Consider the following 21,170-nt stretch of genomic DNA (forward strand, 5'->3'; position numbering starts at 1 on the left):
GATCGGACAGGGAGAAAAATGATGAATGCGTTTGAACAAGCCATGAAAGCCGGCACTTTGCGGCGGCGCGACTGGCACCGCTTGGCCTTGGCCGCCGCCATGACGCCGTGGCTGGGCGCTTGCGCGCAGGCCCAAGCCGTGAGCAGCTCTGCAGAGGCCGCAGCGGGCCCGCGCTGGCAGGCCGACCCGTTCAGCCTGGGCGTGGCCAGCGGCCAGCCGCAGCCCGACAGCGTGGTGCTCTGGACGCGTTTGCGCATCGCCGAGGCCGACGCAGCCCTTCTGTCGCAATCTGTGCCTGTGGTGTGCGAGTTGTTTGCCGATGCCGCCTTGCGCCAGCCGGTGCGCCAGTGGCGCATGCAGACCGATGCGGCCCGCGCCCACAGCGTGCACGTGATCGCCAGCGGCTTGCAGCCGGGCAGGCATTATTGGTACCGCTTTGTGTGCGGCAGCGCCACCAGCCCGGTGGGCCACACCCGAACCAGCCCTGGCGTCAACGATGCGGTGGACCGGCTGCGCATCGCGCTGGCTTCGTGCCAACACTTTGAGCAGGGCTACTTTGTGGCGCACCGCGAGATGGCCCAGCGCGAGCTGGACCTGGTGCTGTTTGTGGGCGACTACATCTACGAAAGCACCAACCCGCAATACATGCTGCGCAAGCACGAAGGCGGTGTGCCCAAACAGCTCAGTGAATACCGCGAACGCCACGCCCAATACAAGGGCGACGCCGATTTGCGCGCTTGTCACGCGGCCCACCCCTGGGTGATGACCTGGGACGACCACGAAGTGGTCAACGATTACGCCAACGATCTGGACCGCGATTACACCGACCCGAAAGTGTTTTTGCGCCGACGCGCAGCGGCCTACCAGGCCTACTTCGAGCACATGCCGGTGCGCCTGGGGCCCGACGCCAACAACACCAGCCAGATGCGCATCCACGACCGCATGGCTTGGGGGCGCTTGGCCGACGTGTGGACGCTGGATTGCCGCCAATACCGCGACCACCAGGCCTGCCCCGACCCGATGCGCGGCGGCGGCCGTGTGGTGGTGGGCTGCGATGCGCTGGCCGACACCTCGCGCACCATGCTGGGCGCAGCGCAAGAGCAGTGGTTCACCGATGGCATTGCGCGCAGCACCAAGCGCTGGAAGCTGGTGGCCCAATCCACCCAGATGAGTTCCAGCGGCATCAACACACCGCTGGGCCGCAGCGCCTTCACCGACGGCTGGGATGGCTACCCGCAAGCGCGGGCCAAATTGCTCGGGAACTTGGCGCAAGCCGGCCTCAAAGACGTGGTGCTTTTGGGCGGCGATGTGCACATGAACGTGGCCGCGCAACTGCGTGTGCAGCCGGGCGACGAGAAGTCTCCCATCGTGGCCAGCGAGGTGGTGACCACCTCGATCACCTCACGCGGCTTGGGCGAAAAACTGTTGGCGCAGATTCGCGACAGCAACCCCGACATCCTGCATGCCCGATCGGACGAGAGGGGCTACACCTTCCTCGACGTGAAACCCGAAGGCATCGCCACCCAATTCAGAACCACCCCCAACCCGGCCAAAGCCGATGGCCGCATCGGCACGCAAGCGCAGTTCTACATCAAGGCCGGTGTCGCTGGGGTGCAAAAAGTCTGAAGGGATTCAGCGCACCAAGAGCACCGGCACTTTGCAATGTGCCAGCACTTGTGTGGCCACCGAGCCCATGACCAGATTGCCCAGGGTGCCGTGGCCGTGTGAGCCCATCACCACCATGTCGAATTTGCCGCTGTCGGCGGTCTTGGAGATGATCTCGCCCGCATGGCCCACCTTGGTGATGCTTTTGGCGTCGATGCCGTGGCGGGTCAAGAAGGTCGAGACAGGGGCCAACACTTTCTCGGCTTCTTCGCGCTGGTAGGTCTCGACCACTTCTTTGCCCACGGCCGCACGTGCGCGGACTGGCAATTGGGGCTGCACCGTGATCAAGGTGTATTTGTTCGAGGTGCTGAACAGCTCGTCGTGCGTGGCCAGATAAGCCAGCATTTTTTTGGTGAATTCACTGCCGTCAACGGCCAACAAAATTTTCATGAGGTGCTCCTTCAAAGTGGATGAGCACAGCTTAGATGGGTCAAGTTCAAGCGGTGTTGACTCAGGTCAAGAAGGGCGTTTGCGCGCTGCACCGCACGGTGCGCCAACGCACCGATCACAGCGCGATCAACTGTTGCGCCTGAAAGCGCAGCTGTTCGCCCTTGTGCGCATAACCCAGCGGGTTGGCCACCACGCGGCAGCCTTGGTGGGTGTAGTCGCTGGGGCAGTGCAAATGCCCGTGCAGCCACAAGCTGGCCTGGGGCAGCAGCGCATCGAGGGCGTTGCAAAAGCCCGCTGTGCCGGGTGTCTCGCCATAGCGGGGGTCGGCGCTGCGCAAGCTGGGGGCAAAGTGCGTCACCACCACGGTGGGGCCCTCAAACGGCGCGCTCAGCGCAGCACTCAACCAGTCTTGGCACAACAGCGCCTGCTCGCGCACGCCTTCGGCTAGCCAAGGCTCGCCTGCGCGTTGGGTGCCGGTTTTGCGCAGGTAGTAGTTGGCCGCGCGAAAGGCTTTGTCGCGGGCTTTGAGTTGCCGCGTGTATTGGCTGTTGGGGTGGCTGAAGTGCGCCGGGATTTTCTCGGGCAGGGGCTTGCCCGCCAGAGGACCCAGCGCGTCAAAGTCGGTCCACAAGGTGGTGCCCACAAAGCGCACTCCACCCAACTGCAGCACTTCGCGCTCCAGCCAGGTGATGCCCAAGCGGGCGCAGGTCTCTTGCAGCCGCTGATGCGCTTCGTCAAAGTCCAGGCCGTCGTACTCGTGGTTGCCGGGCACAAACAGCACGGGCGTGGGCCAGCCTTGGCTGGGCGCAAAGCGGCCCAGGCCAAAGTCGGTGTCGCCCGCCGCGCTGAGCGCCGAATGGTTTTGGTACGAGCCGATGTCGCCGGCCAAGACCAGCACATCGGCGCTAGGGGCCGGTGTGGGCACAAAGCCGGGGTTGGACTCCAGGTGCAGGTCCGACAGCAATTGGATCTTCATGAACGGTTCTCGGGGGTGAAGGCTTGCTGCGCGGTTTGCAGCAATTGCTCGCGCAGCCATTGGTGGGCGCTGCCGTGGTGCAGGCGGCGGTGCCACAAGGCCTCCACGTGCACCGGCGGCACATCAAAAGGCAACTCGCGCAGCACCAGTTGGTCGGCCATGCCGGTGGTCGGCACAAAGTGGCGCGGCAGCACGGTGAGCAAGTCGGAGTTGACCACGACTTGCCCTGCCGTGAAAAACTGGTTGACGGTGATCACGATGCGCCGCTGATGCCCGATCGAGGCCAGTGCCTCGTCCACAAAGCCGTAAGGCCTGCCCGAAAAGCTCACCAGCAAATGCCGTGCGGCGCAGTAGCTTTCGGTGCTGAGCGGCTGATCGGCCAGGGGGTGGCCTTTGCGCATCACACACACGTATTCACCCGCATACAGGCGCTGGTGTTCAAAAGGCACGGCCTCACCGGCCTGGGCGCGGGCGGTCAAATCGGTCAGCACCGCCGGAAAGTAGCCCAAGGCCACATCGGCTGCGCCGTCGCTGAGCATGCGGCGCGGGTCGCGTGTGGTCAAAGGCACCACCCGCAGCGAGACGCCGGGCGCGTCGCTTTGCAGCCTGCGGGCCAAGCCGCCCATGAGCTCGGCGGCGGTGGCATCGGCCATGGCCAGCACAAAGGTGCTGCTCGCTTGCGCGGGCTCAAACAGGCTGGGCACGATGGCCGCCTGCAGCTGGCGCAGGGCCTCGCGCACGCTGGGCCACAGGGCCAAGGCGCGGGGCGTAGGCTCGATGCCTTGGCCGTGGCGACGCACCAGCTCGTCGTCCAGCGCATCGCGCAGGCGGCGCAGCGCGTTGCTGACGGCGGGCTGGGTGAGCGACAAATTGCGTGCCGCCCGGGTCAGGCTGCGTTCGGCCATGACTTCGTCAAAGACCCGAAGCAGGTTCAGGTCCAGGGTGCGAAAGGCGGCCGGGATGTGTGAGTTCATGGGGCGGTGAGGTCAATTCATCACTGATATGAATGATACACATCATGAATATAAAGTTGAACAACACCCGTATTAACCCTAATATTCGCCTTGTGGTTTTAAAAGTTTTGGCAATCAAAGCCCTAAAACCAGTTTGAAGGGAATACAAAATGAACTCGACCGTCTCTAAGTCTCCGCTGGGCCAAGTGCCCGCACCCACCGCCCAAGCGGTGGCACCCGCCACCTCGGCCAAGGCGCTGTCCACCTTGTTGCTCGCCGCGGGCGTGGCCGCTTTGGTGGTGATCACCGATCAAATGATCGACAACTGGGCCGAAACCCATGTGCTGGCCTCTTGGCTGGCCTTGTGGGCCGTGGCCGTGCTGGCCATTGGTGCTTTGCGTGGCGTGACCCGCTTGCTGGCCCAAAACCTGATGGCCGGTCTGGACAGCTGGTCCGCCCATGTGGCCCACCGCCGTGCCGACCAACGCCTGTGGGCCATGGCCCAAAACGACAGCCGCATGATGCGCGACCTGCAAACCGCGATGGACCGCGCCGATGACGAAGACACTCCAGCGCAAGACATCAACGTCCTGATGAGCCGCCGTGCCGCCCGCATCGTCAAAAGCGGCATGCACTACGTCTGATCGGATGCGGGCAAAGGCCCGATGTTTCGTCACAAAAGGCCTCCTTCGGGAGGCCTTTTGCATGGGCTTCAGGGCTCGGCAGTCTCGGTGGGCTGACGCGAGGCCATGTAGATGCCCGGCAAGATCAGGCCCGCGCCCATGATGTGGTGCCAGCCCATGGGCTCGCCCAACACGGCCCAGGCGGCCAGCCCGCCATACAAAGGCCCTAGGTACAGGCTGGCGGCCACGCGGCTGGCACCCAGCACCTTTTGGCAAAAGCCATAGGCCCAGTATGCCCCGATGCCGGGCAAGACCGCCGCCGCCAGCACCAGCGCCGTGGCCGTGGTGGACCAGGCGGGGCGGCCGGGTGCGAACCATTCGCTCAGCGCAAAGGGCAACAAAACCAGCGAGCCGCCCAAGGCCGTGGCCGCCAAACGGGCCGTGGCCCCCAAAGGGCTGGGCCATTTCTTGAGCAGCAGGGCATAGGCGGCCCAGGCCACCATGCACAGCACGATCCAGCCGTCACCGGCCACCCACTGCACTTGGCCCAGCGACAGCCATTGGCCCTTGACCACCACATGAAAGACCCCGGTCATGGCGATCAGCACCCCCGCAGCTTGTCGCCACGAAAAGCGCTCACCCAACCACAAGACCGCGCCCAGCGCGATCAGCACGGGAGAGGCCGCATAGATCAAGGCGATGTTCATGGCCGAGGTGGTTTGTGCGCCCCGGTACACCCAAGCGCCGCAAATGAGCATGCCCAAGGCGCCCAGCACCAGGTACTGCCAAGCGGCTTTCAGGGTGCTTTGCCGTTGGCGCCACAGTTCATGGCGGGCCACAAAGGCCAGCACCAAACCGGCCAACCCCCAGCGGCCCAGGGCCAGCACATGCGGCTGCACCACGCCGGGCGCGGTGCGGGCCACGATGTAGTTGACGGACCACAGCGCCGGGGTGACCCACAGCAGCCACAGGGCCAGGCGCTGGCGGGATTCGGGGGTGTTCAAAAAAGGCATAAGCCTGCGATTGTGCAACTCAAAAAAAACCGCCCCGGTTTGTGGCCGGGGCGGTTGTCAGGTCTTGCGCCGGTGGGGCGCAATGCCTCATCGGTTTAGCCGAGGCGTTGTTCCAGGGCGGCTTTGGTGTCCAGCAGCGCTTGGGGCAAGTGGAAAGCCAATTGGGCAAAGTGCTCGTCGTGCAGCTTGAATTCGGCTTGCCAAGCGGCTTTGTCGATGCTGGTGACGGACTTGAATTGGTCGGCGGTGAAGCTCACGCCGGTCCAGTTGATCTCGCCGTACGTGGGGGCCACGCCGAACATGGTTTGCTCGCCTTGGGCCTTGCCTTCGATGCGGTCGATCATCCACTTCAAGACGCGCATGTTGTCGCCGTAACCTGGCCACACGAAGGAGCCGGTCTCGTCCTTGCGGAACCAGTTGACGCAGTACATGGCGGGCAGCTTGAAGCCAGCGGCCTGGGCCTTGGCGCCGGTGTCCAACCAGTGCTGGAAGTAGTCGCTCATGTTGTAGCCGCAGAAAGGCAGCATGGCGAAAGGATCGCGGCGCACCACGCCTTGTGCGCCAAAGGCGGCGGCGGTCGTCTCGGAGCCCATGGTTGCGGCCATGTAGACGCCTTCAGTCCAGCTGCGCGCTTCGGTGACGAGTGGCACGGTGGTCGAGCGGCGGCCGCCAAACATGAAGGCGTCAATCGCCACGCCTTTGGGGTCGTCCCAAGCGGGGTCGAGGGCCGGGTTGTTGATCGCGGCCACGGTGAAGCGGGCGTTGGGGTGTGCGGCCTTGGTGCCTTTTTCTTTGGCAATGGCGGGGGTCCAGTCGTTGCCTTGCCAGTCGATCAGGTGATCGGGCAGCTTGCCGGTGTCCTTGTCCATGCCTTCCCACCACACGTCGCCGTCGTCCGTGAGGGCCACGTTGGTGAAGATCACGTCCTTGTGCAGGCTCAGCATGCAGTTGGGGTTGGTCTTCATGTTGGTGCCAGGGGCCACACCAAAGTAACCGGCTTCGGGGTTGATGGCGTACATCTTGCCGTCGGCGTTGGGCTTGATCCAAGCGATGTCGTCACCGATGGTGGTGACTTTCCAGCCTTCGAAAGCCGCTGGCGGCACCAGCATCGAGAAGTTGGTCTTGCCGCAAGCGCTGGGGAAAGCCGAGGCCACGTGGTACTTTTTGCCCTCGGGGCTGGTCACGCCCAAGATGAGCATGTGCTCGGCCAACCAGCCTTGCTCGCGGCCCATGTTGGAGGCGATGCGCAAAGCAAAGCACTTCTTGCCCAGCAACGCGTTGCCGCCGTAGCCCGAGCCATACGACCAGATTTCGCGGGTCGTGGGGAAGTGAACGATGTACTTGGTCGTGGGGTTGCAAGGCCAGGTGGTGGTGTCCTTTTGACCTGCGGCCAAAGGTGCGCCCACGGTGTGCATGCAAGGCACGAATTCGCCATTGGTGCCCAGCACCTCGTACACGGCTTTGCCCATGCGGGTCATCAGTTTTTGGTTGACGGCCACATAGGCGCTGTCGGTCAACTCGATGCCGATGTGGCTGATGTGTGAACCCAAGGGGCCCATGGAGAAGGGCACCACATACATGGTGCGGCCAGCCATGCAACCGTCAAACAGCGGGTTCAAGGTGGCGCGCATTTGCGCAGGTTCCATCCAGTTGTTGGTGGGGCCGGCGTCTTCTTTCTTGTCCGAGCAGATGTAGGTGCGGTCTTCCACGCGGGCCACGTCCGAAGGATCGGTCCAGGCCAGGAAAGAGTTGGGGCGCTTGGCGGGGTTGAGCTTTTTGAAGGTGCCCGCAGCGACCAGCTCGGCGCACAGGCGGTCGTATTCTTCTTGCGAGCCGTCACACCAGTAAATGTTGGCGGGTTTGCACAGGGCAGCCATTTCGGCGACCCAAGCGATCAGCTTGGCGTTTTTGACGTAAGCCGGTGTGTTCAGGTTCAAGCCCTGCATCACGGGTGAGTTCATGGGAAAGCTCCAAAGTTTAAAAATCGTCTTTTCAAAGGCTCTGGGCAGGGACTTTGAAAAAACGAATTGGCTTGAAATCAGGGTGTCACACAGGCCATGTAACCGCCCGGTAACTGCGCGGGCCTCGATTTTAGGGAGGCTGGCCAATTTGTGCCTGTCATTTGGGCCGAAAACCGGCTTAAATCTATGCAAAAAATGCATGATGTTATGCCAAGACCCTCGAAAGGAGGTGTCTGCTGGTGGAAAGGGGTAAAAGCGCGTTGTGCGTGCAAAAGTGGCGCAGAAAAAACAAAACCCGCAAAGCCAAAGCTGTTGCGGGTTGTGCGTCGGTGAAGGCAAGCGCCTGCACCGAGGGGGCTGAAAGCCTCAGGCCATGAAGACGGCGATGAAGGCCAACAGGAAAATCAGCACGGCGCCAGCGGCCGGAATGATCACGGGAATGTGCTTGACCACGTTTTCCACGGGATCGTCAGATGTATGTGCGTCGTTGTGAGCAGACATGGTGAACCTCAAAACAAGAATGCGCGTATTGTAGCCAAGCTCGGCCGGCACTTGCCTTACATCAAGGCATAGGTGGTGCTGGCCCGGAAAACGCTCTTGCCGTCATCGGCGCCAGCCAGATCAATTTCGCCAAAAGCCATGGCCTTGCCCACCCGCAAGACCCGCGCGGTGACCAGGGCATCTTGCCCCGACAGCGGCTTCATGAAGGTGCTGGACAACTGCACCGTGCTGCAGGGCCGAAACGCCCCAAAGTGCTGGATCAAGGCCAGCACCATGGCCGTGTCAGCGGCCGCCATCATGGCCTGGCCGCACAACATGCCGCCAACACGCGACAGCTGATCGCTTTGTGGCAAGCGCAAGGTCACGCCATCGGAATGCAAGCTTTCAACACGCAAGTTCAGCGCCTGCACCCACGGGGCGAACAGGTCTGAAAGGGATTGTTGAAGCTGATCGGTGGTGATGTCAGCGGAGCTCATGGGTGACTTTCAAAAGCGGCGATGGCTTATTTTCGCTTCACAATGGCTGAACTTCACTCGCGGGCGATCCTATGCTTTTCACACCCACCCTGAATCGAAAGCGCCGCCATGTGCTGGCCATGGCCTTGGCATGGACGGGCTTGGCCGCTCAGGCCAACGATGGCTGGCCCAGCAAACCGATCCGCATCATCGTGGGTTACCCAGCCGGCTCTTCGCCCGATGTGCAGGCCCGATTGATTGCCGAGCCTTTGGCACGCGCTTTGGGGCAGTCGGTGGTGGTCGAGAACAAACCCGGTGCCAGCAGCAATATTGCGGCCGATGCCATTGCCAAGGCGGAAGACGGCCACACGGTGGGCGTGCTGGGCAACGGCCCGCTGACCAGTTCAAAATTTCTGTACGCCAAACTGCCCTATGACCCCAGCACGGACTTCGCGCCGATTGCGCTGATCGGCACCGCGCCGCTGGTGTGGGTGACGGCCAAACCCGCCAGCGAGCGTAGCGTGGCCTCGTTCATCAGCCAGATCAAGGCCGACGGTGACAAGCAGGCCTATGGCTCGGTCGGTGCGGGCTCGGGTGGCCATTTGGGCATGGAGTTGCTCAAGCAGGCCCTGGGCATTGGCCCCATCCATGTGCCTTTCAATGGCGGACCTGCCATCTTGAACGCCATCCTTGGCGGGCAGGTGCAAATGACGTTGTTGCCCGCTTCGACCGTCAGTCCGCTGGTACAGGCTGGCAAGCTCGAAGCCGTGGCGGTGTCCTCGGCCCAGCGCACACCGCTGGCACCGACCTTGCCGTCCATGGAAGAGATCGGTGCCAAAGGCATCAACATTGAAGTGTGGAACGCGGTGATGGCCCCGGCCCGCATGCCCGCGGCCCACCAAGCCCGCTTGAGCCAAGCGTTGGAGAAAATCCTCAACACGCGTGAGATCCGCCAAAAGCTCTTCCTGCAAGGCTGGAAGGTGGACGATGCCAGCGCCAAAGGCTTGGCCGCCCGCATCCAGCAAGACACGAAGACCTACCAGGACATCATCGTGCGCAACAAGATCCGGATTGAGTGACGGCGCCAAGGGGTCGCGCCCTTCAGGCCAAAACGCAGGTGCCTTTAAACTGGCCGGTCTGATTTGACGGCTATTTTTCGGCTCCTGGCATGCTTTCCACCCAAGACAAAACCCGCATCGACGACACCCGCATTGCCTCGGTGCGCCCCCTCATGACGCCAGCCTTGCTCGAAGAGCGCTTGCCCGCGTCGCCCGCGCACCTGGCGCTGGTGGAGCGTTCGCGGCAAGACATCTCGAAGGTGCTGCAGGGCCAAGACGACCGCTTGGTCGTGGTGGTCGGGCCGTGCTCGATCCACGACCACGCGCAAGCCATCGCCTATGCCCGGCTTCTGAAGGTGGAGGCCGACAAGCACGCCCAAGACCTGCAAATCGTCATGCGCGTGTATTTCGAGAAACCCCGCACCACCGTGGGCTGGAAGGGCTACATCAACGACCCGCATCTGGACGACAGCTTCGCCATGAACCAGGGCCTGGAGATGGCCCGCAAGTTGCTGCTGGAGATCATCGATTTGGGCCTGCCCGTGGCCACCGAGTTTCTGGATTTGCTCAGCCCCCAGTTCATCAGCGACCTGGTCACCTGGGGCGCGATTGGCGCCCGCACCACCGAAAGCCAAAGCCACCGCCAGCTGGCCAGCGGCTTGTCGTGCCCGGTGGGATTCAAGAACGGGACGGATGGCGGCGTCAAAGTGGCCGCTGACGCGGTGGTGGCGTCCAAAGCGCCGCACGCTTTCATGGGCATGACCAAGATGGGCCAGGCCGCGATTTTCGAGACGCGTGGCAACCAGGACGTGCACATCATCTTGCGCGGGGGCAAAGCGCCCAACTATTCGGCCGCCGACGTGGATGCCGCCTGCAAGGCACTGCAAGCCTCGGGCATTGCACCGCAAGTGATGGTGGACGTGTCGCACGCCAACAGCAGCAAGCAGCACGCCAAGCAGATCGAGGTGGCGCACGACGTGGCCGCGCAGGTGGCAGGCGGTGACCGCCGCATCATGGGCCTGATGATCGAGAGCCACTTGCACGAAGGCCGTCAGGACCTCAAGCCCGGCCAGCCCCTGCAATACGGGGTGTCGATCACCGACGCCTGCATCAGCTTTGAGCAGACCGTGCCCGTGCTCGATGCGCTGGCGCAGGCGGTGCAAAAGCGCCGTTTGGCGGCGCAGTGAACCCGCAAGGCTGAAGGCCCTGCCCCTTGGCGCTGGACCAGGCTTTGGATGACCCAAGGAAAATCAAGCCAATCCATGGCTTGAGAGGCTCGGTTCGGTCGCATTGTCTAAACTGGGCCCAACGCGCTTGGCGCGCATCCAGTCCATCAGGAGAACCGAATGACCGTTTTGAATTTGGCCACGGCCCAAAAAATCATCGACGCCGCTCTGGCGCATTCCAAAGCCCAAGGCTACAAACCCATGGGCCTTGCCGTGCTCGACGAGTCCGGCCAGCTCAAAGCCTTTGCCCGCGAAGACGGGGCCAGCATGTTCCGCTTTGACATCGCCCGGGCCAAGGCCTGGGGCGCTGTGGGCATGGGCGCCTCCAGCCGTGTTTTGGCCCAGCGCGCCAAGGACAACCCCAACTTTTTTGTCTCGCTGGCGGCCACCGCCGAGGGCAAGTTCTTGGCGCAGCCCGGTGCTGTGTTGGTCAAAAACGCAGCCGGTGAAGTGCTGGGGGCCGTGGGGGCCAGCGGCGGCACGGGCGACGAAGACGAGGCGATCTGCATCGCCGGTATCGAGGCCGCGGGCCTGATCGCAGGCTGAAAACCTGAGTCGCCAAATCAAGCCCGAGTAAGAAAAAAGGGGGCTGAACAGCCCCCTTGCTTGGCGTAGGACGGTCTTAGCCGGCCAGGCCCACGAACACGTTTTGCACGTCGTCGTTGTTGTCGATGGCGCCCAAGAAGGCTTCGACTTCTTCCATCTGCTCGGCGCTCAGGTTGGCCGGGTCGACCGGGTTTTTGGGCTTGTAGCCCAGCTTGGCCGCCACCACGGTGAAGCCGAAGTTGGGCAGTGCGCGGCTGACCAGGTCCAGGTCGGTCGCTTCGGTGATGAACACCGTCACGCCGTCTTCGTCGGCGGGCTCAAAGTCTTGTGCGCCGGCTTCGATGGCGGCCAGCTCGGCGTCAGCGCCGGCTTGGGCGGGTTCGGCTTCGATGAAGCCCACATGGTCAAAGTCCCAGGACACCGAGCCCGAGGTGCCTTGCTGGCCCTTGCGAAAGAGCACGCGCATCTCGGACGCGGTGCGGTTGACGTTGTCGGTCAGCACCTCGATCATCACCGGCACCTGGTGCGGGGCAAAGCCTTCGTAGATCACGCGGTCAAAGCTGACGGCATCGCCCAACAGGCCGGCGCCCTTTTTGATGGCGCGCTCCAGCGTTTCCTTGGGCATGGACACCTTGCGGGCCTGCTCGACCACCAAGCGCAAGCGCGAATTGGCGGCCGGGTCGGCGCCGTTGCGGGCGGCGATCATGATGTCCTTGGCCAGACGGCCAAACAATTTGCCTCTGGCGTCCGCGGCTTGTGCTTTGCCTTTGGCTTTCCATTGCGCGCCCATGGGGTGCTCCTCGGTGTGTGGCCACGCGCACGGGCGCTGGCCGGGGGGTGGGGCGCCATGCCGATGGGCTTGGCGCGTGTCTGAAGGGGTGTCAGTTTAAACGCCCAAACTGTGCCAGCGGCCACCCTGAACGCCCAAGGGGGCGCTGATGGGGTCTGCGTAAGCAAAACAGGGTGTCATTTGAGATAAAGTCGTGGGTTAATCCGCCTTAAAAGGGCGGTTTAGCGAATTTGCCCGACACACCGCCGAGCACATATTCTTTTTTCACATCCCTGATGACGAGACGATCCATGGCAGCAGACAAATCCAAAATCATTTACACCCTGACCGACGAAGCCCCTTTGTTGGCCACGGCCTCCTTTTTGCCCATCATCCGCACCTTTGCCGCCCCCGCTGGCATCGAAGTGGCCGAGAGCGACATTTCGGTGGCCGCACGCATTTTGGGTGAGTTTTCCGATTTGTTGCCTGCCGAGCAGCGCGTGACCAACAACCTGGCTGAACTGGGCAAGCTGACCCTCAAGCCCGAAGCCAACATCATCAAGCTGCCCAACATCAGCGCCTCTGTGGGCCAGTTGACCGCCGCCATCAAGGAACTGCAGTCCAAGGGCTACGCCCTGCCCGACTACCCTGAGAACCCCACCACCGACGAAGAAAAGGCCCTCAAGGCCCGTTATTCCAAGTGCACCGGCTCGGCTGTGAACCCCGTGCTGCGTGAAGGCAACTCCGACCGCCGCGCCCCCCGCGCCGTCAAAGAGTTCGCCCGCAAGAACCCCCACAGCATGGCCGAGTGGAGCCAAGCTTCGCGCTCGCACGTCTCGCACATGCACGCTGGCGACTTCTACCACGGCGAAAAGTCCATGACTTTGGACAAAGCCCGTGACGTGAAGATGGAGCTGATCACCAAGAGCGGCAAAGCCATCGTGTTGAAAGCCAAAGTTTCCTTGCTCGACCGTGAAGTCATCGACAGCATGTTCATGAGCAAAAAGGCTTTGTGCGAGTTCTACGAAAAAGAAATCGAAGACGCCCGCAAAACCGGCGTGATGTTCTCGCTGCACGTCAAAGCCACCATGATGAAGGTCTCGCACCCCATCGTGTTCGGTCACTGCGTCAAGATCTTCTACAAAGAAGCGTTTGAAAAGCACGGCGGCCTGTTCAAAGAGCTGGGCGTGAACGTCAACAACGGCATGGCCGATCTGTACAACAAGATCACCACGTTGCCCCAGTCCAAGCAAGACGAAATCAAGCGTGACCTGCACGCTTGCCACGAGAACCGCCCCGAGCTGGCCATGGTGGACTCGGCCAAAGGCATCACCAACTTCCACTCGCCCAACGACGTGATCGTGGACGCCTCCATGCCCGCGATGATCCGTAACGGCGGCAAGATGTGGGACGCCAACGGCCGCTTGAAAGACGTCAAGGCCGTGATGCCCGAATCGACCTTCGCCCGCATCTACCAGGAGATGATCAACTTCTGCAAATGGCACGGCGCGTTCGATCCCAAGACCATGGGCACCGTGCCCAACGTCGGCCTGATGGCCCAGCAAGCCGAAGAATATGGCTCACACGACAAGACCTTTGAGATCCCCGAAGACGGCGTGGCCAACATCACCGACCTGAACACCGGCGAAGTGCTGCTGAGCGAAAACGTGGAAGCCGGCGACATCTGGCGCATGTGCCAGGTCAAAGACGCTGCGATACGCGACTGGGTCAAGCTGGCCGTCACACGTGCCCGCAACTCCGGCATGCCCGTGGTGTTCTGGCTGGACCAGTACCGCCCCCACGAAGCCCAGCTGATCACCAAAGTGAAGATGTACCTGCACGAGCACAACACCGCCGGTCTGGACATCCAGATCATGAGCCAGGTGCGTGCCATGCGTTACACCCTGGAGCGCGTCGTGCGCGGTCTGGACACCATCAGCGCCACAGGCAACATCCTGCGCGACTACCTGACCGACCTGTTCCCGATCATGGAGTTGGGCACCTCGGCCAAGATGCTGTCGGTCGTGCCTTTGATGGCCGGTGGCGGCATGTACGAAACCGGTGCCGGTGGCTCTGCCCCCAAGCACGTGCAACAGTTGGTCGAAGAAAACCACCTGCGTTGGGACTCCTTGGGTGAATTCCTGGCCTTGGCCGTGAGCTTCGAAGACCTGGGCCTCAAAACCAACAACCCCAAAGCGGGCGTGTTGGCCAAGACCCTGGACGCGGCCACCGGCAAGCTCTTGGACAACAACAAGAACCCTTCGCCCAAGACCGGTCAGCTGGACAACCGTGGCAGCCAGTTCTACTTGGCCATGTTCTGGGCCCAAGAGTTGGCCGCACAAACCGAAGACGCGGCACTGGCTGCCCAGTTCGCGCCTTTGGCCAAAGCCTTGACCGAGAACGAAAAGAAGATCGTGGACGAGCTCAACGCCGTGCAAGGCAAGCCAGTCGACATCGGCGGCTACTACATGCCCGACCAAGCCAAGCTGGCCGCCATCATGCGCCCCAGCGCCACCTTCAACGCGGCTTTGGCCAGCGTCAAGGCCTGATCGTTTAAGCGGTCTGCCAAGCCACCCGAGCGCAAGCCCGGGTGGCTTTTTTCATGGGCGATGGATGTCAGCGGCTGTAGGCCAAGCCCGAAGCCACACCGCCAAACAGATCGCCTTCCACCAGCGGCACACCCGGAAAGGCCGTCTGCAAGGCGCGTTGAAAGGTGCGCAGCGCCGAGGAGCCGCCCGTCAGGTAAATCGCGTCGATCTGCCGGTCGGTCAAACTGGCCGCCTGCACGCATTCGCGTGCGCAGGCCACGGTGCGCGCCAGCAAGCCTGCCAAGTGCGCATGCATGTCCGCCACACCCAAGGCCGCTTGCAGGCCGAGCTCGATCAAGGACAGGTCAATGCGCGTGTCGGCATCGGTGACCGAGCAACGGATCTTGGCTTGCTCCACCTCGTGGGCCATCAGGTGGCCGTGGCGCTCGGTCAGCACCTGCATCAGGCGTTCGTGCAAGTGGGCCTGGCTGTAATTGCTGCGCAGGGTCTTGGCGTGGGCAATGGCCTTGGGCTGGTACAGCCAATGGATCAAATGCCAGGTGGACAGGTCAAAGAACACGCGGCTGGGCACCTCGCGCTGCTCGGGGCCGATGTGCCGGTAACCCAAGAGCGGCATGACCTGCTCCAAGCTGAGCTTTTGGTCGTAATCGGTACCGCCAATGTGCACACCGGTGGTGGCCAAAATGTCGGCGCTGCGGTCGGCCTGCTGCATGCGCTCAGGCCCCAGGCGCACCACCGTGAAGTCAGACGTGCCGCCGCCTAAGTCCACCACCAGCACGGTGCTGTCTTGCGTCAAGCGCCGCTCGTAGTCCAGCGCTGCAGCGATGGGCTCCAGCTGAAACGACACGTTCTCAAAACCCACAGCTTGCGCCGCTTGGCGCAGCGAGGTTTCGGCTTGCGCATCGCGCTCGGCATCGTCGTCCACAAAGTGCACGGGCCGACCCATCACCACCCGCGTGGGGGCAAAGCCCAGCGATTGGGTGGCGCGTTCGCGCAGCGTGGTCAAAAAGGTGGCGATGATGTCCTGGAAGCTGATCTGCTGGTGGCCAATTTGGGTGGTCTCCATCAACAGCGGGCTGCCCAGCAGGCTTTTGAGCGAGCGCATCAAGCGGCCTTCGGTGCCTTCCAGGTAGTGGCCAATCGCATCGCGACCGAAATGCGTGGTGCCGTCTTCGGCGTTGTAGAACACGGCCGTTGGCATGGCCAGCGCCTCGCCCTCCAGGGCCATCAGGCGGGCAGTGCCTTGGGGTGTGGCCCAGGCCATGGCCGAGTTGGAAGTGCCGAAATCGATGCCGAGTGTGCCGGGGTGCGATGAAGTCATGAGCAAGAGGAGCGGGGCACGGGCTGTGCCCAAAAGCGCAAGGCATCGGCCCGTGAAATGGCCGAAGCTGGTTTGAGGACCGGCGATTGTGCCAGCCCGCAGGCCGCTTTTCGCCGAGCGGGCGCTGCAAATCGTGGAAAATCGGAAGCTGTTCGTATTCCTCTTTTCAAAGCCCCCCATGACCGAAGCCACACAGCGCCCTGAATTGCCCGATCACTTGTCCATCGACCCGCGCAGCCCCTTCCATGTTCGCGCCGTGTTCGAGCACGACATCGGCATCCGCTTCAATGGCAAGGACCGCAACGACGTCGAGGAATACTGCATCAGCGAAGGCTGGGTCAAAGTGCCCGCCGGCAAGACCCTGGACCGCAAAGGCCAGCCCCTCTTGATCAAGCTCAAAGGCAAGGTCGAGGCGTTTTACCGCTGAGTTAGAGCGGCGAGATCAGCTGGCCCCGTTACACACCCGCAGCACCTGCTCACCGTAGGCTTCGAGCTTTTTGACGCCCAGCCCGCTGATGCCTTGCAGGTCGGCCAGGCTTTGCGGCGCGTGCTCGGCAATGGCCGCCAGTGTGGCGTCGTGGAAGATCACATAGGCCGGCAGGTTGTGCTCTTTGGCCACTTCGGCGCGCCAGGCCTTGAGGTTGATGTAGCGCACCATCGCGTCTTGGCCCAGGTTGGCTGCGGCCGGGCTTTGGGCGCTGCGCGAGCGGCTTTTCTTGTCGCTGCGCTGGCTGGTGCTCTCGCGCAGCTGCACCGGCACATCGCCTTTGAGCACAGCGCGCGAGGCTTCGGTCAGGTGCAAGGTGCTGAACCCCTCTTCGGTGTGCACATGCAAAGCGCCAATCGCGATCAGCTGGCGCATCACGGCGCGCAGTTGCTGCTCGCTGTACTCGGCGCCCAGGCCAAAGGTGCTGATGGCTTCGTGGCCGCGCTGCACCACCTTGTCGGTTTTCTTGCCGCGCACGATGTCCATGGTGTGGCCCGCGCCAAAGCTGTGGCCGCTGATTTGCTGGGTGCGGTAGACGGTGGACAGCAGCTTGCGGGCCGCGTCGGTGCCGTCCCACACTTGGGGCGGGTTCAGGCAGTTGTCGCAGTTGCCGCAAAAGGGCATGTACACGCCTTGCGTGTCGTCGCCTTTGGCATATGCCTCGCCAAAGTAGCTCAGCAAGCGCACCCGGCGGCAGTCGGTCGCTTCGGCCAGGGCCAGCAGCGCGTCGAGCTTACCGCGCATGACCTGTTTGAACTCTTCCTCGGCCGGGCTTTCGTCGATCATGCGGCGCTGGTTGACCACGTCTTGCAGGCCATAGGCCATCCACGCGTCGGATGCCAAACCATCGCGGCCGGCGCGGCCGGTTTCTTGGTAGTAGCCTTCGATGTTCTTGGGCATGTCCAGGTGCGCCACAAAGCGCACATCGGGCTTGTCGATGCCCATGCCAAAGGCCACCGTGGCGACCATCACCACGCCTTCTTCGCGCAAAAATTCGTTCTGGTGGCGCTGGCGCATGCCCGCGTCCAGCCCCGCGTGGTAGGGCAGTGCGTGGATGCCCGATTCGACCAACATGGCCGCGATCTCTTCGACCCGCTTGCGCGATTGGCAATAGACCACGCCCGCTTCTTCGGGGTGCTCGCGCTCGATGAAACGCAGCAGCTGCGTGCTGGCGTCTTTTTTCTCGACGATGGTGTAGCGGATGTTGGGCCGGTCAAAGCTGCTGATGAAGAGCTCGGCGCTTTCCAGCTGCAGGCGCTCGACGATGTCGGCACGCGTGAGCGCATCGGCTGTGGCCGTGAGTGCCACACGCGGCACGCTGGGGTAGCGCTCGTGCAAGACGGCCAGGCCCCGGTACTCGGGGCGGAAGTCGTGGCCCCACTGGCTCACGCAATGGGCCTCGTCGATCGCAAACAGGCTCAGCAATCCGCGTTCGAGCAGCGAATCCATTTGCGCCAAAAAACGGGCGTTGGTCACGCGTTCGGGCGCGGCGTACAGCAGGGTGATCTCGCCACGCAGCAAGCGACGCTCGATGTCAGCGGCTTCTTCGCTGGTGAGGGTGGAGTTGAGGAACGCGGCGTTCACACCCGCCTCGTGCAGCGCGCCCACCTGGTCGTGCATCAACGCTATCAGCGGCGAGACCACCACCGTGATGCCGTGGCCCGCCCGTTGGCGCGCAATGGCCGGGATTTGGTAGCACAGCGATTTGCCGCCGCCCGTGGGCATGAGCACCAGCGCATCGCCTCCTGCGGCCACATGGTCGATGATGGCTTGTTGCGGGCCGCGAAAGGCGTCGTAGCCGAAAACTTCGCGCAGGATGGGCAGGTGAGGGGACAAAAGCGGGGGGTGTGACAGCCAAACAGCCGATATTGTGCCTCTTAGCCTGGGGGCATGAGCGTTGTTCACGAAGACCCATGCACATGCACTAACATGCCCGCCATGCACACCTCTGCCCTTGTCTTGTTTTCCGGTGGCCAAGACTCCACCACCTGCCTGGCCCATGCTTTGTCGCGGTATGAACGCGTCGAAACCCTGGCCTTTGACTATGGCCAGCGCCACAAGGTCGAGCTCGATGCCCGTTTGAATGTGTTGACCGCCCTCAAGGCGCGGTTTCCGGCCTGGGCCGCCAAATTGGGCGAGGACCACCTGCTGGATGCGGGCATCTTGGGCCAGATCAGCGAAACCTCGCTGACCCGCGACACAGCCATTGAGATGGAAAGCTCGGGCTTGCCCAACACCTTTGTGCCGGGGCGCAACCTCTTGTTCCTGACCTTGGCCGCTGCGCTGGCTTATCGGCGGGGTTTGCAGGTCATCGTCACCGGCGTGTGCGAGACCGATTTTTCGGGCTACCCCGACTGCCGCGACGACACCATGAAGGCCATGCAGATCGCCTTGTCGCTGGGCATGGACCGCAAGCTGCTGATCGAAACGCCCTTGATGTGGATCGACAAGGCCCAGACCTGGCAACTGGCGCACGAGCTGGGCCAAAAAGCCGACCTGGCGCAAGGCGGGCAAGCGCTGGTGGACTTGATCGTGGAGCACACCCACACCTGCTACCTGGGCGACCGCAGCCAGCGCCAGGACTGGGGCTACGGCTGCGGCCAGTGCCCGGCGTGCCAGCTCCGGGCGGCGGGCTTTGCGCGCTTTCAAAAGGCCTGAAACGCGGACTTTTACAATAGGGCCCATGAAAGCCCCTGTTTACACCCGCGCCCAAGCGCTGCCCGAGATCCTGAACACCCGCATCGCCATCCTGGATGGCGCCATGGGCACCATGATCCAGCGCTTCAAATTGACCGAGGCCGACTACCGGGGCGAGCGTTTCAAGGACTTCCCCAAAGACGTCAAAGGCAACAACGAGTTGCTGAGCATGACCCGCCCCGACGTGATCCGCGACATCCACGAGGGCTATTTGGCCGCTGGTGCCGACATGATCGAGACCAACACCTTTGGCGCCACCACTATCGCCCAAGCCGACTACGACATGCAGCACCTGGCCCGCGAGATGAACTTGCAATCCGCCAAGCTGGCCCGCGCCGCTTGCGACAAGTTCTCCACGCCCGACAAGCCCCGCTATGTGGTCGGAGCCCTGGGCCCCACGCCCAAGACCGCCAGCATCAGCCCCGATGTGAACGACGCCGGTGCCCGCAACGTGACCTTTGAAGAGTTGCGTGCGGCTTATTACGAGCAAGTCGAAGCCCTGGTCGAAGGCGGCTCGGATGTGCTCTTGGTCGAAACGATTTTTGACACGCTCAACGCCAAGGCCGCACTGTTCGCCATCGAAGAATTCTTTGAGGCCAGCGGCGAGCGTCTGCCCCTGATCATCAGCGGCACGGTGACCGACGCTTCGGGCCGCATCCTGAGCGGCCAGACCGTGACGGCTTTTTGGCACAGCGTGCGCCATGCGCAGCCGCTGGCCATTGGCCTGAACTGTGCCTTGGGCGCCACGCTGATGCGCCCTTACATCCAGGAGCTGAACAAGGTCGCGGGCGATACCTTCATCAGCTGCTACCCCAACGCCGGCTTGCCTAACCCCATGAGCGACACAGGCTTTGACGAAACGCCAGAAGTCACCAGCCGCCTGCTGCACGAGTTTGCCGCCGAAGGCCTGGTCAACATCGTGGGCGGCTGCTGTGGCACCACGCCGGACCACATCGGCGCCATCAGTAAGGCCGTGGGCCCGCTGGCGCCACGCAATGTGCATGGCGGCTTTTTCTATAAAGAAGCGGCCTGAGCTTTTCAAGCCATGTCGGAGCTGAAGCTCCGACCTACAACTTCCCGGTCAGTGGTGCAGTGTTGGATTTGCAGGTCGGCGGCTTTAGCCCCGACAAACAGGCCTTAACCCTCCAACAGCATCCGCTGGAGCTCGGTCAGCTCTTGTGGGCTGAGGCCAATCGCCCCATGCAGGTAGTCGCGCATGCCGCCGTGCTGGGCATCGACGGCTTCGTAGGCGGCGTGCAAAAACTCGGGTTGCACTTGCCACAGCACTTTCATCACATGGGCTGGGCCTTTGCCTTCCAGGCGGGGGTCGCGGCGGTAGAGCTGGTTGGTCAGCAGGTAATCGTGCTCAATGGTGGCGCGGTCCACGCCCAGTGCGGACAGCAGCAGGGCCGCTGCAAAACCGGTGCGGTCCTTGCCCGCCGTGCAGTGGAACACCTGCGGGGTGGGCTGCGCCAGCAAATGCTTCAGAAATCGGCCGAAGGTGTCGGCATTGCGGTTCACGAAATCGCGGTAGGTCTCGCGCATCAGGTCCACCGTCTCTTCGGTGGTCGGCTCGATGCCTTGCGCCACCAGCGCCTGCATGCGGGCCACCACGGTGGGCTCGATCGTCAGGGCCACGCGCTGCACACCCGGGATGGCATAGGGCGTGGCGGTGTATTCAGACACCCCGCGAAAGTCCAGACTATGCCCGATGCCCAGCTGCTGAAACCGTGCGAGGTCCTCAGAAGTCAGTCCAGCCAGATGGTCAGAGCGAAACACCCGCCCCCGCCGCACACGCTGGCCGCTGGCCGTGCCGTAACCGCCCAGATCGCGAAAATTGGAAGCGCCTTGCAGCAAAGGGGCAGGAACAGCAGGGAGCATGTGAACCTCATATTGAAAACAGCCTTGATTGTGCCGAGGCCCTGCGAAATCTCTGTCCCCTTCAGGAAAAGCCTGGAAATTGAATAAAAATAGAACTTT

20 protein-coding genes are annotated in these 21,170 nt (G+C 62.7%); 9 read left to right on the forward strand and 11 right to left on the reverse strand.

Going from position 1 to position 21,170, the window contains the following annotated elements:
* Positions 1–21: 21 nt before the first annotated feature.
* The gene (locus QLQ16_RS04410) at positions 22–1,626 is read left to right on the forward strand and encodes an alkaline phosphatase D family protein (RefSeq protein ID WP_283223467.1); all 1,605 of its coding nucleotides are present in this window, start codon (positions 22–24) and stop codon (positions 1,624–1,626) included.
* Positions 1,627–1,632: 6 nt separating this feature from the next.
* Here QLQ16_RS04410 and QLQ16_RS04415 read toward each other — a convergent pair whose 3' ends face one another.
* From QLQ16_RS04415 to QLQ16_RS04425, 3 genes are all read right to left on the reverse strand, one after another.
* The gene (locus QLQ16_RS04415; RefSeq protein ID WP_283223468.1) at positions 1,633–2,055 is read right to left on the reverse strand and encodes a universal stress protein; all 423 of its coding nucleotides are present in this window, start codon (positions 2,053–2,055) and stop codon (positions 1,633–1,635) included.
* A 115-nt stretch (positions 2,056–2,170) separates the two neighbouring features.
* A complete protein-coding gene (locus tag QLQ16_RS04420) occupies positions 2,171–3,031 on the reverse strand; it encodes a metallophosphoesterase (protein WP_283223469.1) in 861 nt (286 codons plus the stop codon).
* The gene (locus QLQ16_RS04425; protein ID WP_283223470.1) at positions 3,028–4,005 is read right to left on the reverse strand and encodes a LysR family transcriptional regulator; all 978 of its coding nucleotides are present in this window, start codon (positions 4,003–4,005) and stop codon (positions 3,028–3,030) included. The genes QLQ16_RS04420 and QLQ16_RS04425 overlap by 4 nt, the downstream gene beginning before the upstream one ends.
* 149 nt (positions 4,006–4,154) lie before the next feature.
* Between QLQ16_RS04425 and QLQ16_RS04430 the strand changes: the two genes are divergently transcribed.
* A complete protein-coding gene (locus QLQ16_RS04430; protein ID WP_283223471.1) occupies positions 4,155–4,628 on the forward strand; it encodes a hypothetical protein in 474 nt (157 codons plus the stop codon).
* 68 nt (positions 4,629–4,696) lie between these two features.
* On the opposite strand, the gene QLQ16_RS04435 is transcribed toward QLQ16_RS04430, so the two are convergent.
* The 4 genes from QLQ16_RS04435 to QLQ16_RS04450 form a co-directional block, all read right to left on the reverse strand.
* On the reverse strand, positions 4,697–5,620 hold the full coding sequence (locus tag QLQ16_RS04435) for a DMT family transporter (RefSeq protein WP_283223472.1): 924 nt from the start codon (positions 5,618–5,620) through the stop codon (positions 4,697–4,699).
* A 95-nt stretch (positions 5,621–5,715) separates the two neighbouring features.
* Positions 5,716–7,581 carry a phosphoenolpyruvate carboxykinase (GTP) gene (locus QLQ16_RS04440; protein ID WP_283223473.1) on the reverse strand — a complete coding sequence of 622 codons (1,866 nt, stop codon included), beginning with the start codon at positions 7,579–7,581 and terminating at the stop codon, positions 5,716–5,718.
* A 366-nt stretch (positions 7,582–7,947) separates the two neighbouring features.
* On the reverse strand, positions 7,948–8,082 hold the full coding sequence (locus QLQ16_RS04445) for a hypothetical protein (RefSeq protein ID WP_255350435.1): 135 nt from the start codon (positions 8,080–8,082) through the stop codon (positions 7,948–7,950).
* Between the two features lie 56 nt (positions 8,083–8,138).
* Positions 8,139–8,558, reverse strand: coding sequence for a PaaI family thioesterase (locus QLQ16_RS04450; RefSeq protein ID WP_283223474.1), 420 nt, complete (start codon positions 8,556–8,558; stop codon positions 8,139–8,141).
* A gap of 71 nt (positions 8,559–8,629) precedes the next feature.
* On the opposite strand from QLQ16_RS04450, the gene QLQ16_RS04455 reads away from it, so the two are divergent.
* The 3 genes from QLQ16_RS04455 (at position 8,630) to QLQ16_RS04465 (ending at position 11,367) form a co-directional block, all read left to right on the forward strand.
* Positions 8,630–9,616 (forward strand): Bug family tripartite tricarboxylate transporter substrate binding protein, encoded by a 987-nt coding sequence (locus tag QLQ16_RS04455; RefSeq protein WP_283223475.1) that lies wholly within the window; start codon positions 8,630–8,632, stop codon positions 9,614–9,616.
* Positions 9,617–9,705: 89 nt separating this feature from the next.
* Positions 9,706–10,782 (forward strand): 3-deoxy-7-phosphoheptulonate synthase, encoded by a 1,077-nt coding sequence (locus QLQ16_RS04460; protein ID WP_283223476.1) that lies wholly within the window; start codon positions 9,706–9,708, stop codon positions 10,780–10,782.
* Between the two features lie 159 nt (positions 10,783–10,941).
* The gene (locus tag QLQ16_RS04465; RefSeq protein WP_283223477.1) at positions 10,942–11,367 is read left to right on the forward strand and encodes a GlcG/HbpS family heme-binding protein; all 426 of its coding nucleotides are present in this window, start codon (positions 10,942–10,944) and stop codon (positions 11,365–11,367) included.
* Between the two features lie 76 nt (positions 11,368–11,443).
* Here QLQ16_RS04465 and QLQ16_RS04470 read toward each other — a convergent pair whose 3' ends face one another.
* Positions 11,444–12,157, reverse strand: a complete 714-nt coding sequence (locus tag QLQ16_RS04470) for a YebC/PmpR family DNA-binding transcriptional regulator (RefSeq protein WP_283223478.1) — start codon at positions 12,155–12,157, stop codon at positions 11,444–11,446.
* Between the two features lie 290 nt (positions 12,158–12,447).
* Between QLQ16_RS04470 and QLQ16_RS04475 the strand changes: the two genes are divergently transcribed.
* On the forward strand, positions 12,448–14,685 hold the full coding sequence (locus tag QLQ16_RS04475; RefSeq protein ID WP_283223479.1) for an NADP-dependent isocitrate dehydrogenase: 2,238 nt from the start codon (positions 12,448–12,450) through the stop codon (positions 14,683–14,685).
* A 67-nt stretch (positions 14,686–14,752) separates the two neighbouring features.
* On the opposite strand, the gene QLQ16_RS04480 is transcribed toward QLQ16_RS04475, so the two are convergent.
* Positions 14,753–16,006, reverse strand: coding sequence for an Hsp70 family protein (locus tag QLQ16_RS04480; RefSeq protein WP_283223480.1), 1,254 nt, complete (start codon positions 16,004–16,006; stop codon positions 14,753–14,755).
* A 178-nt stretch (positions 16,007–16,184) separates the two neighbouring features.
* Between QLQ16_RS04480 and QLQ16_RS04485 the strand changes: the two genes are divergently transcribed.
* On the forward strand, positions 16,185–16,433 hold the full coding sequence (locus QLQ16_RS04485) for a DUF3297 family protein (RefSeq protein ID WP_283223481.1): 249 nt from the start codon (positions 16,185–16,187) through the stop codon (positions 16,431–16,433).
* A 15-nt stretch (positions 16,434–16,448) separates the two neighbouring features.
* Here QLQ16_RS04485 and recQ read toward each other — a convergent pair whose 3' ends face one another.
* The gene (recQ, locus tag QLQ16_RS04490; protein ID WP_283223482.1) at positions 16,449–18,329 is read right to left on the reverse strand and encodes a DNA helicase RecQ; all 1,881 of its coding nucleotides are present in this window, start codon (positions 18,327–18,329) and stop codon (positions 16,449–16,451) included.
* 102 nt (positions 18,330–18,431) lie between these two features.
* On the opposite strand from recQ, the gene queC reads away from it, so the two are divergent.
* Both queC and QLQ16_RS04500 read left to right on the forward strand, forming a co-directional pair.
* The gene (gene queC, locus QLQ16_RS04495; RefSeq protein ID WP_283223483.1) at positions 18,432–19,151 is read left to right on the forward strand and encodes a 7-cyano-7-deazaguanine synthase QueC; all 720 of its coding nucleotides are present in this window, start codon (positions 18,432–18,434) and stop codon (positions 19,149–19,151) included.
* Between the two features lie 25 nt (positions 19,152–19,176).
* Positions 19,177–20,223 carry a homocysteine S-methyltransferase family protein gene (locus QLQ16_RS04500; RefSeq protein WP_283223484.1) on the forward strand — a complete coding sequence of 349 codons (1,047 nt, stop codon included), beginning with the start codon at positions 19,177–19,179 and terminating at the stop codon, positions 20,221–20,223.
* 104 nt (positions 20,224–20,327) lie between these two features.
* On the opposite strand, the gene QLQ16_RS04505 is transcribed toward QLQ16_RS04500, so the two are convergent.
* Positions 20,328–21,071: a tyrosine-protein phosphatase gene (locus QLQ16_RS04505; RefSeq protein WP_283223485.1), complete on the reverse strand. Its 744-nt coding sequence runs from the start codon at positions 21,069–21,071 to the stop codon at positions 20,328–20,330.
* Between the last annotated feature and the right edge of the window lie 99 nt (positions 21,072–21,170).

The sequence above is a fragment of the Limnohabitans lacus genome, assembly GCF_030053395.1.
Classification (GTDB): Bacteria; Pseudomonadota; Gammaproteobacteria; order Burkholderiales; family Burkholderiaceae_C; genus Limnohabitans_A; species Limnohabitans_A lacus.

Bases quoted from the DNA above. Each gene is read 5' to 3' on its own strand.
- queC (WP_283223483.1), top strand. From the start codon at position 18,432: ATGCACACCTCTGCCCTTGTCTTGTTTTCCGGTGGCCAAGACTCCACC.
- QLQ16_RS04430 (WP_283223471.1), top strand. From the start codon at position 4,155: ATGAACTCGACCGTCTCTAAGTCTCCGCTGGGCCAAGTGCCCGCACCC.
- QLQ16_RS04455 (WP_283223475.1), top strand. From the start codon at position 8,630: ATGCTTTTCACACCCACCCTGAATCGAAAGCGCCGCCATGTGCTGGCC.
- QLQ16_RS04480 (WP_283223480.1), bottom strand. From the start codon at position 16,006: ATGACTTCATCGCACCCCGGCACACTCGGCATCGATTTCGGCACTTCC.
- QLQ16_RS04435 (WP_283223472.1), bottom strand. From the start codon at position 5,620: ATGCCTTTTTTGAACACCCCCGAATCCCGCCAGCGCCTGGCCCTGTGG.
- QLQ16_RS04440 (WP_283223473.1), bottom strand. From the start codon at position 7,581: ATGAACTCACCCGTGATGCAGGGCTTGAACCTGAACACACCGGCTTAC.
- QLQ16_RS04470 (WP_283223478.1), bottom strand. From the start codon at position 12,157: ATGGGCGCGCAATGGAAAGCCAAAGGCAAAGCACAAGCCGCGGACGCC.
- QLQ16_RS04415 (WP_283223468.1), bottom strand. From the start codon at position 2,055: ATGAAAATTTTGTTGGCCGTTGACGGCAGTGAATTCACCAAAAAAATG.
- QLQ16_RS04450 (WP_283223474.1), bottom strand. From the start codon at position 8,558: ATGAGCTCCGCTGACATCACCACCGATCAGCTTCAACAATCCCTTTCA.
- QLQ16_RS04475 (WP_283223479.1), top strand. From the start codon at position 12,448: ATGGCAGCAGACAAATCCAAAATCATTTACACCCTGACCGACGAAGCC.
- QLQ16_RS04505 (WP_283223485.1), bottom strand. From the start codon at position 21,071: ATGCTCCCTGCTGTTCCTGCCCCTTTGCTGCAAGGCGCTTCCAATTTT.
- QLQ16_RS04410 (WP_283223467.1), top strand. From the start codon at position 22: ATGAATGCGTTTGAACAAGCCATGAAAGCCGGCACTTTGCGGCGGCGC.
- QLQ16_RS04445 (WP_255350435.1), bottom strand. From the start codon at position 8,082: ATGTCTGCTCACAACGACGCACATACATCTGACGATCCCGTGGAAAAC.
- QLQ16_RS04420 (WP_283223469.1), bottom strand. From the start codon at position 3,031: ATGAAGATCCAATTGCTGTCGGACCTGCACCTGGAGTCCAACCCCGGC.
- QLQ16_RS04500 (WP_283223484.1), top strand. From the start codon at position 19,177: ATGAAAGCCCCTGTTTACACCCGCGCCCAAGCGCTGCCCGAGATCCTG.
- QLQ16_RS04460 (WP_283223476.1), top strand. From the start codon at position 9,706: ATGCTTTCCACCCAAGACAAAACCCGCATCGACGACACCCGCATTGCC.
- QLQ16_RS04425 (WP_283223470.1), bottom strand. From the start codon at position 4,005: ATGAACTCACACATCCCGGCCGCCTTTCGCACCCTGGACCTGAACCTG.
- QLQ16_RS04465 (WP_283223477.1), top strand. From the start codon at position 10,942: ATGACCGTTTTGAATTTGGCCACGGCCCAAAAAATCATCGACGCCGCT.
- QLQ16_RS04485 (WP_283223481.1), top strand. From the start codon at position 16,185: ATGACCGAAGCCACACAGCGCCCTGAATTGCCCGATCACTTGTCCATC.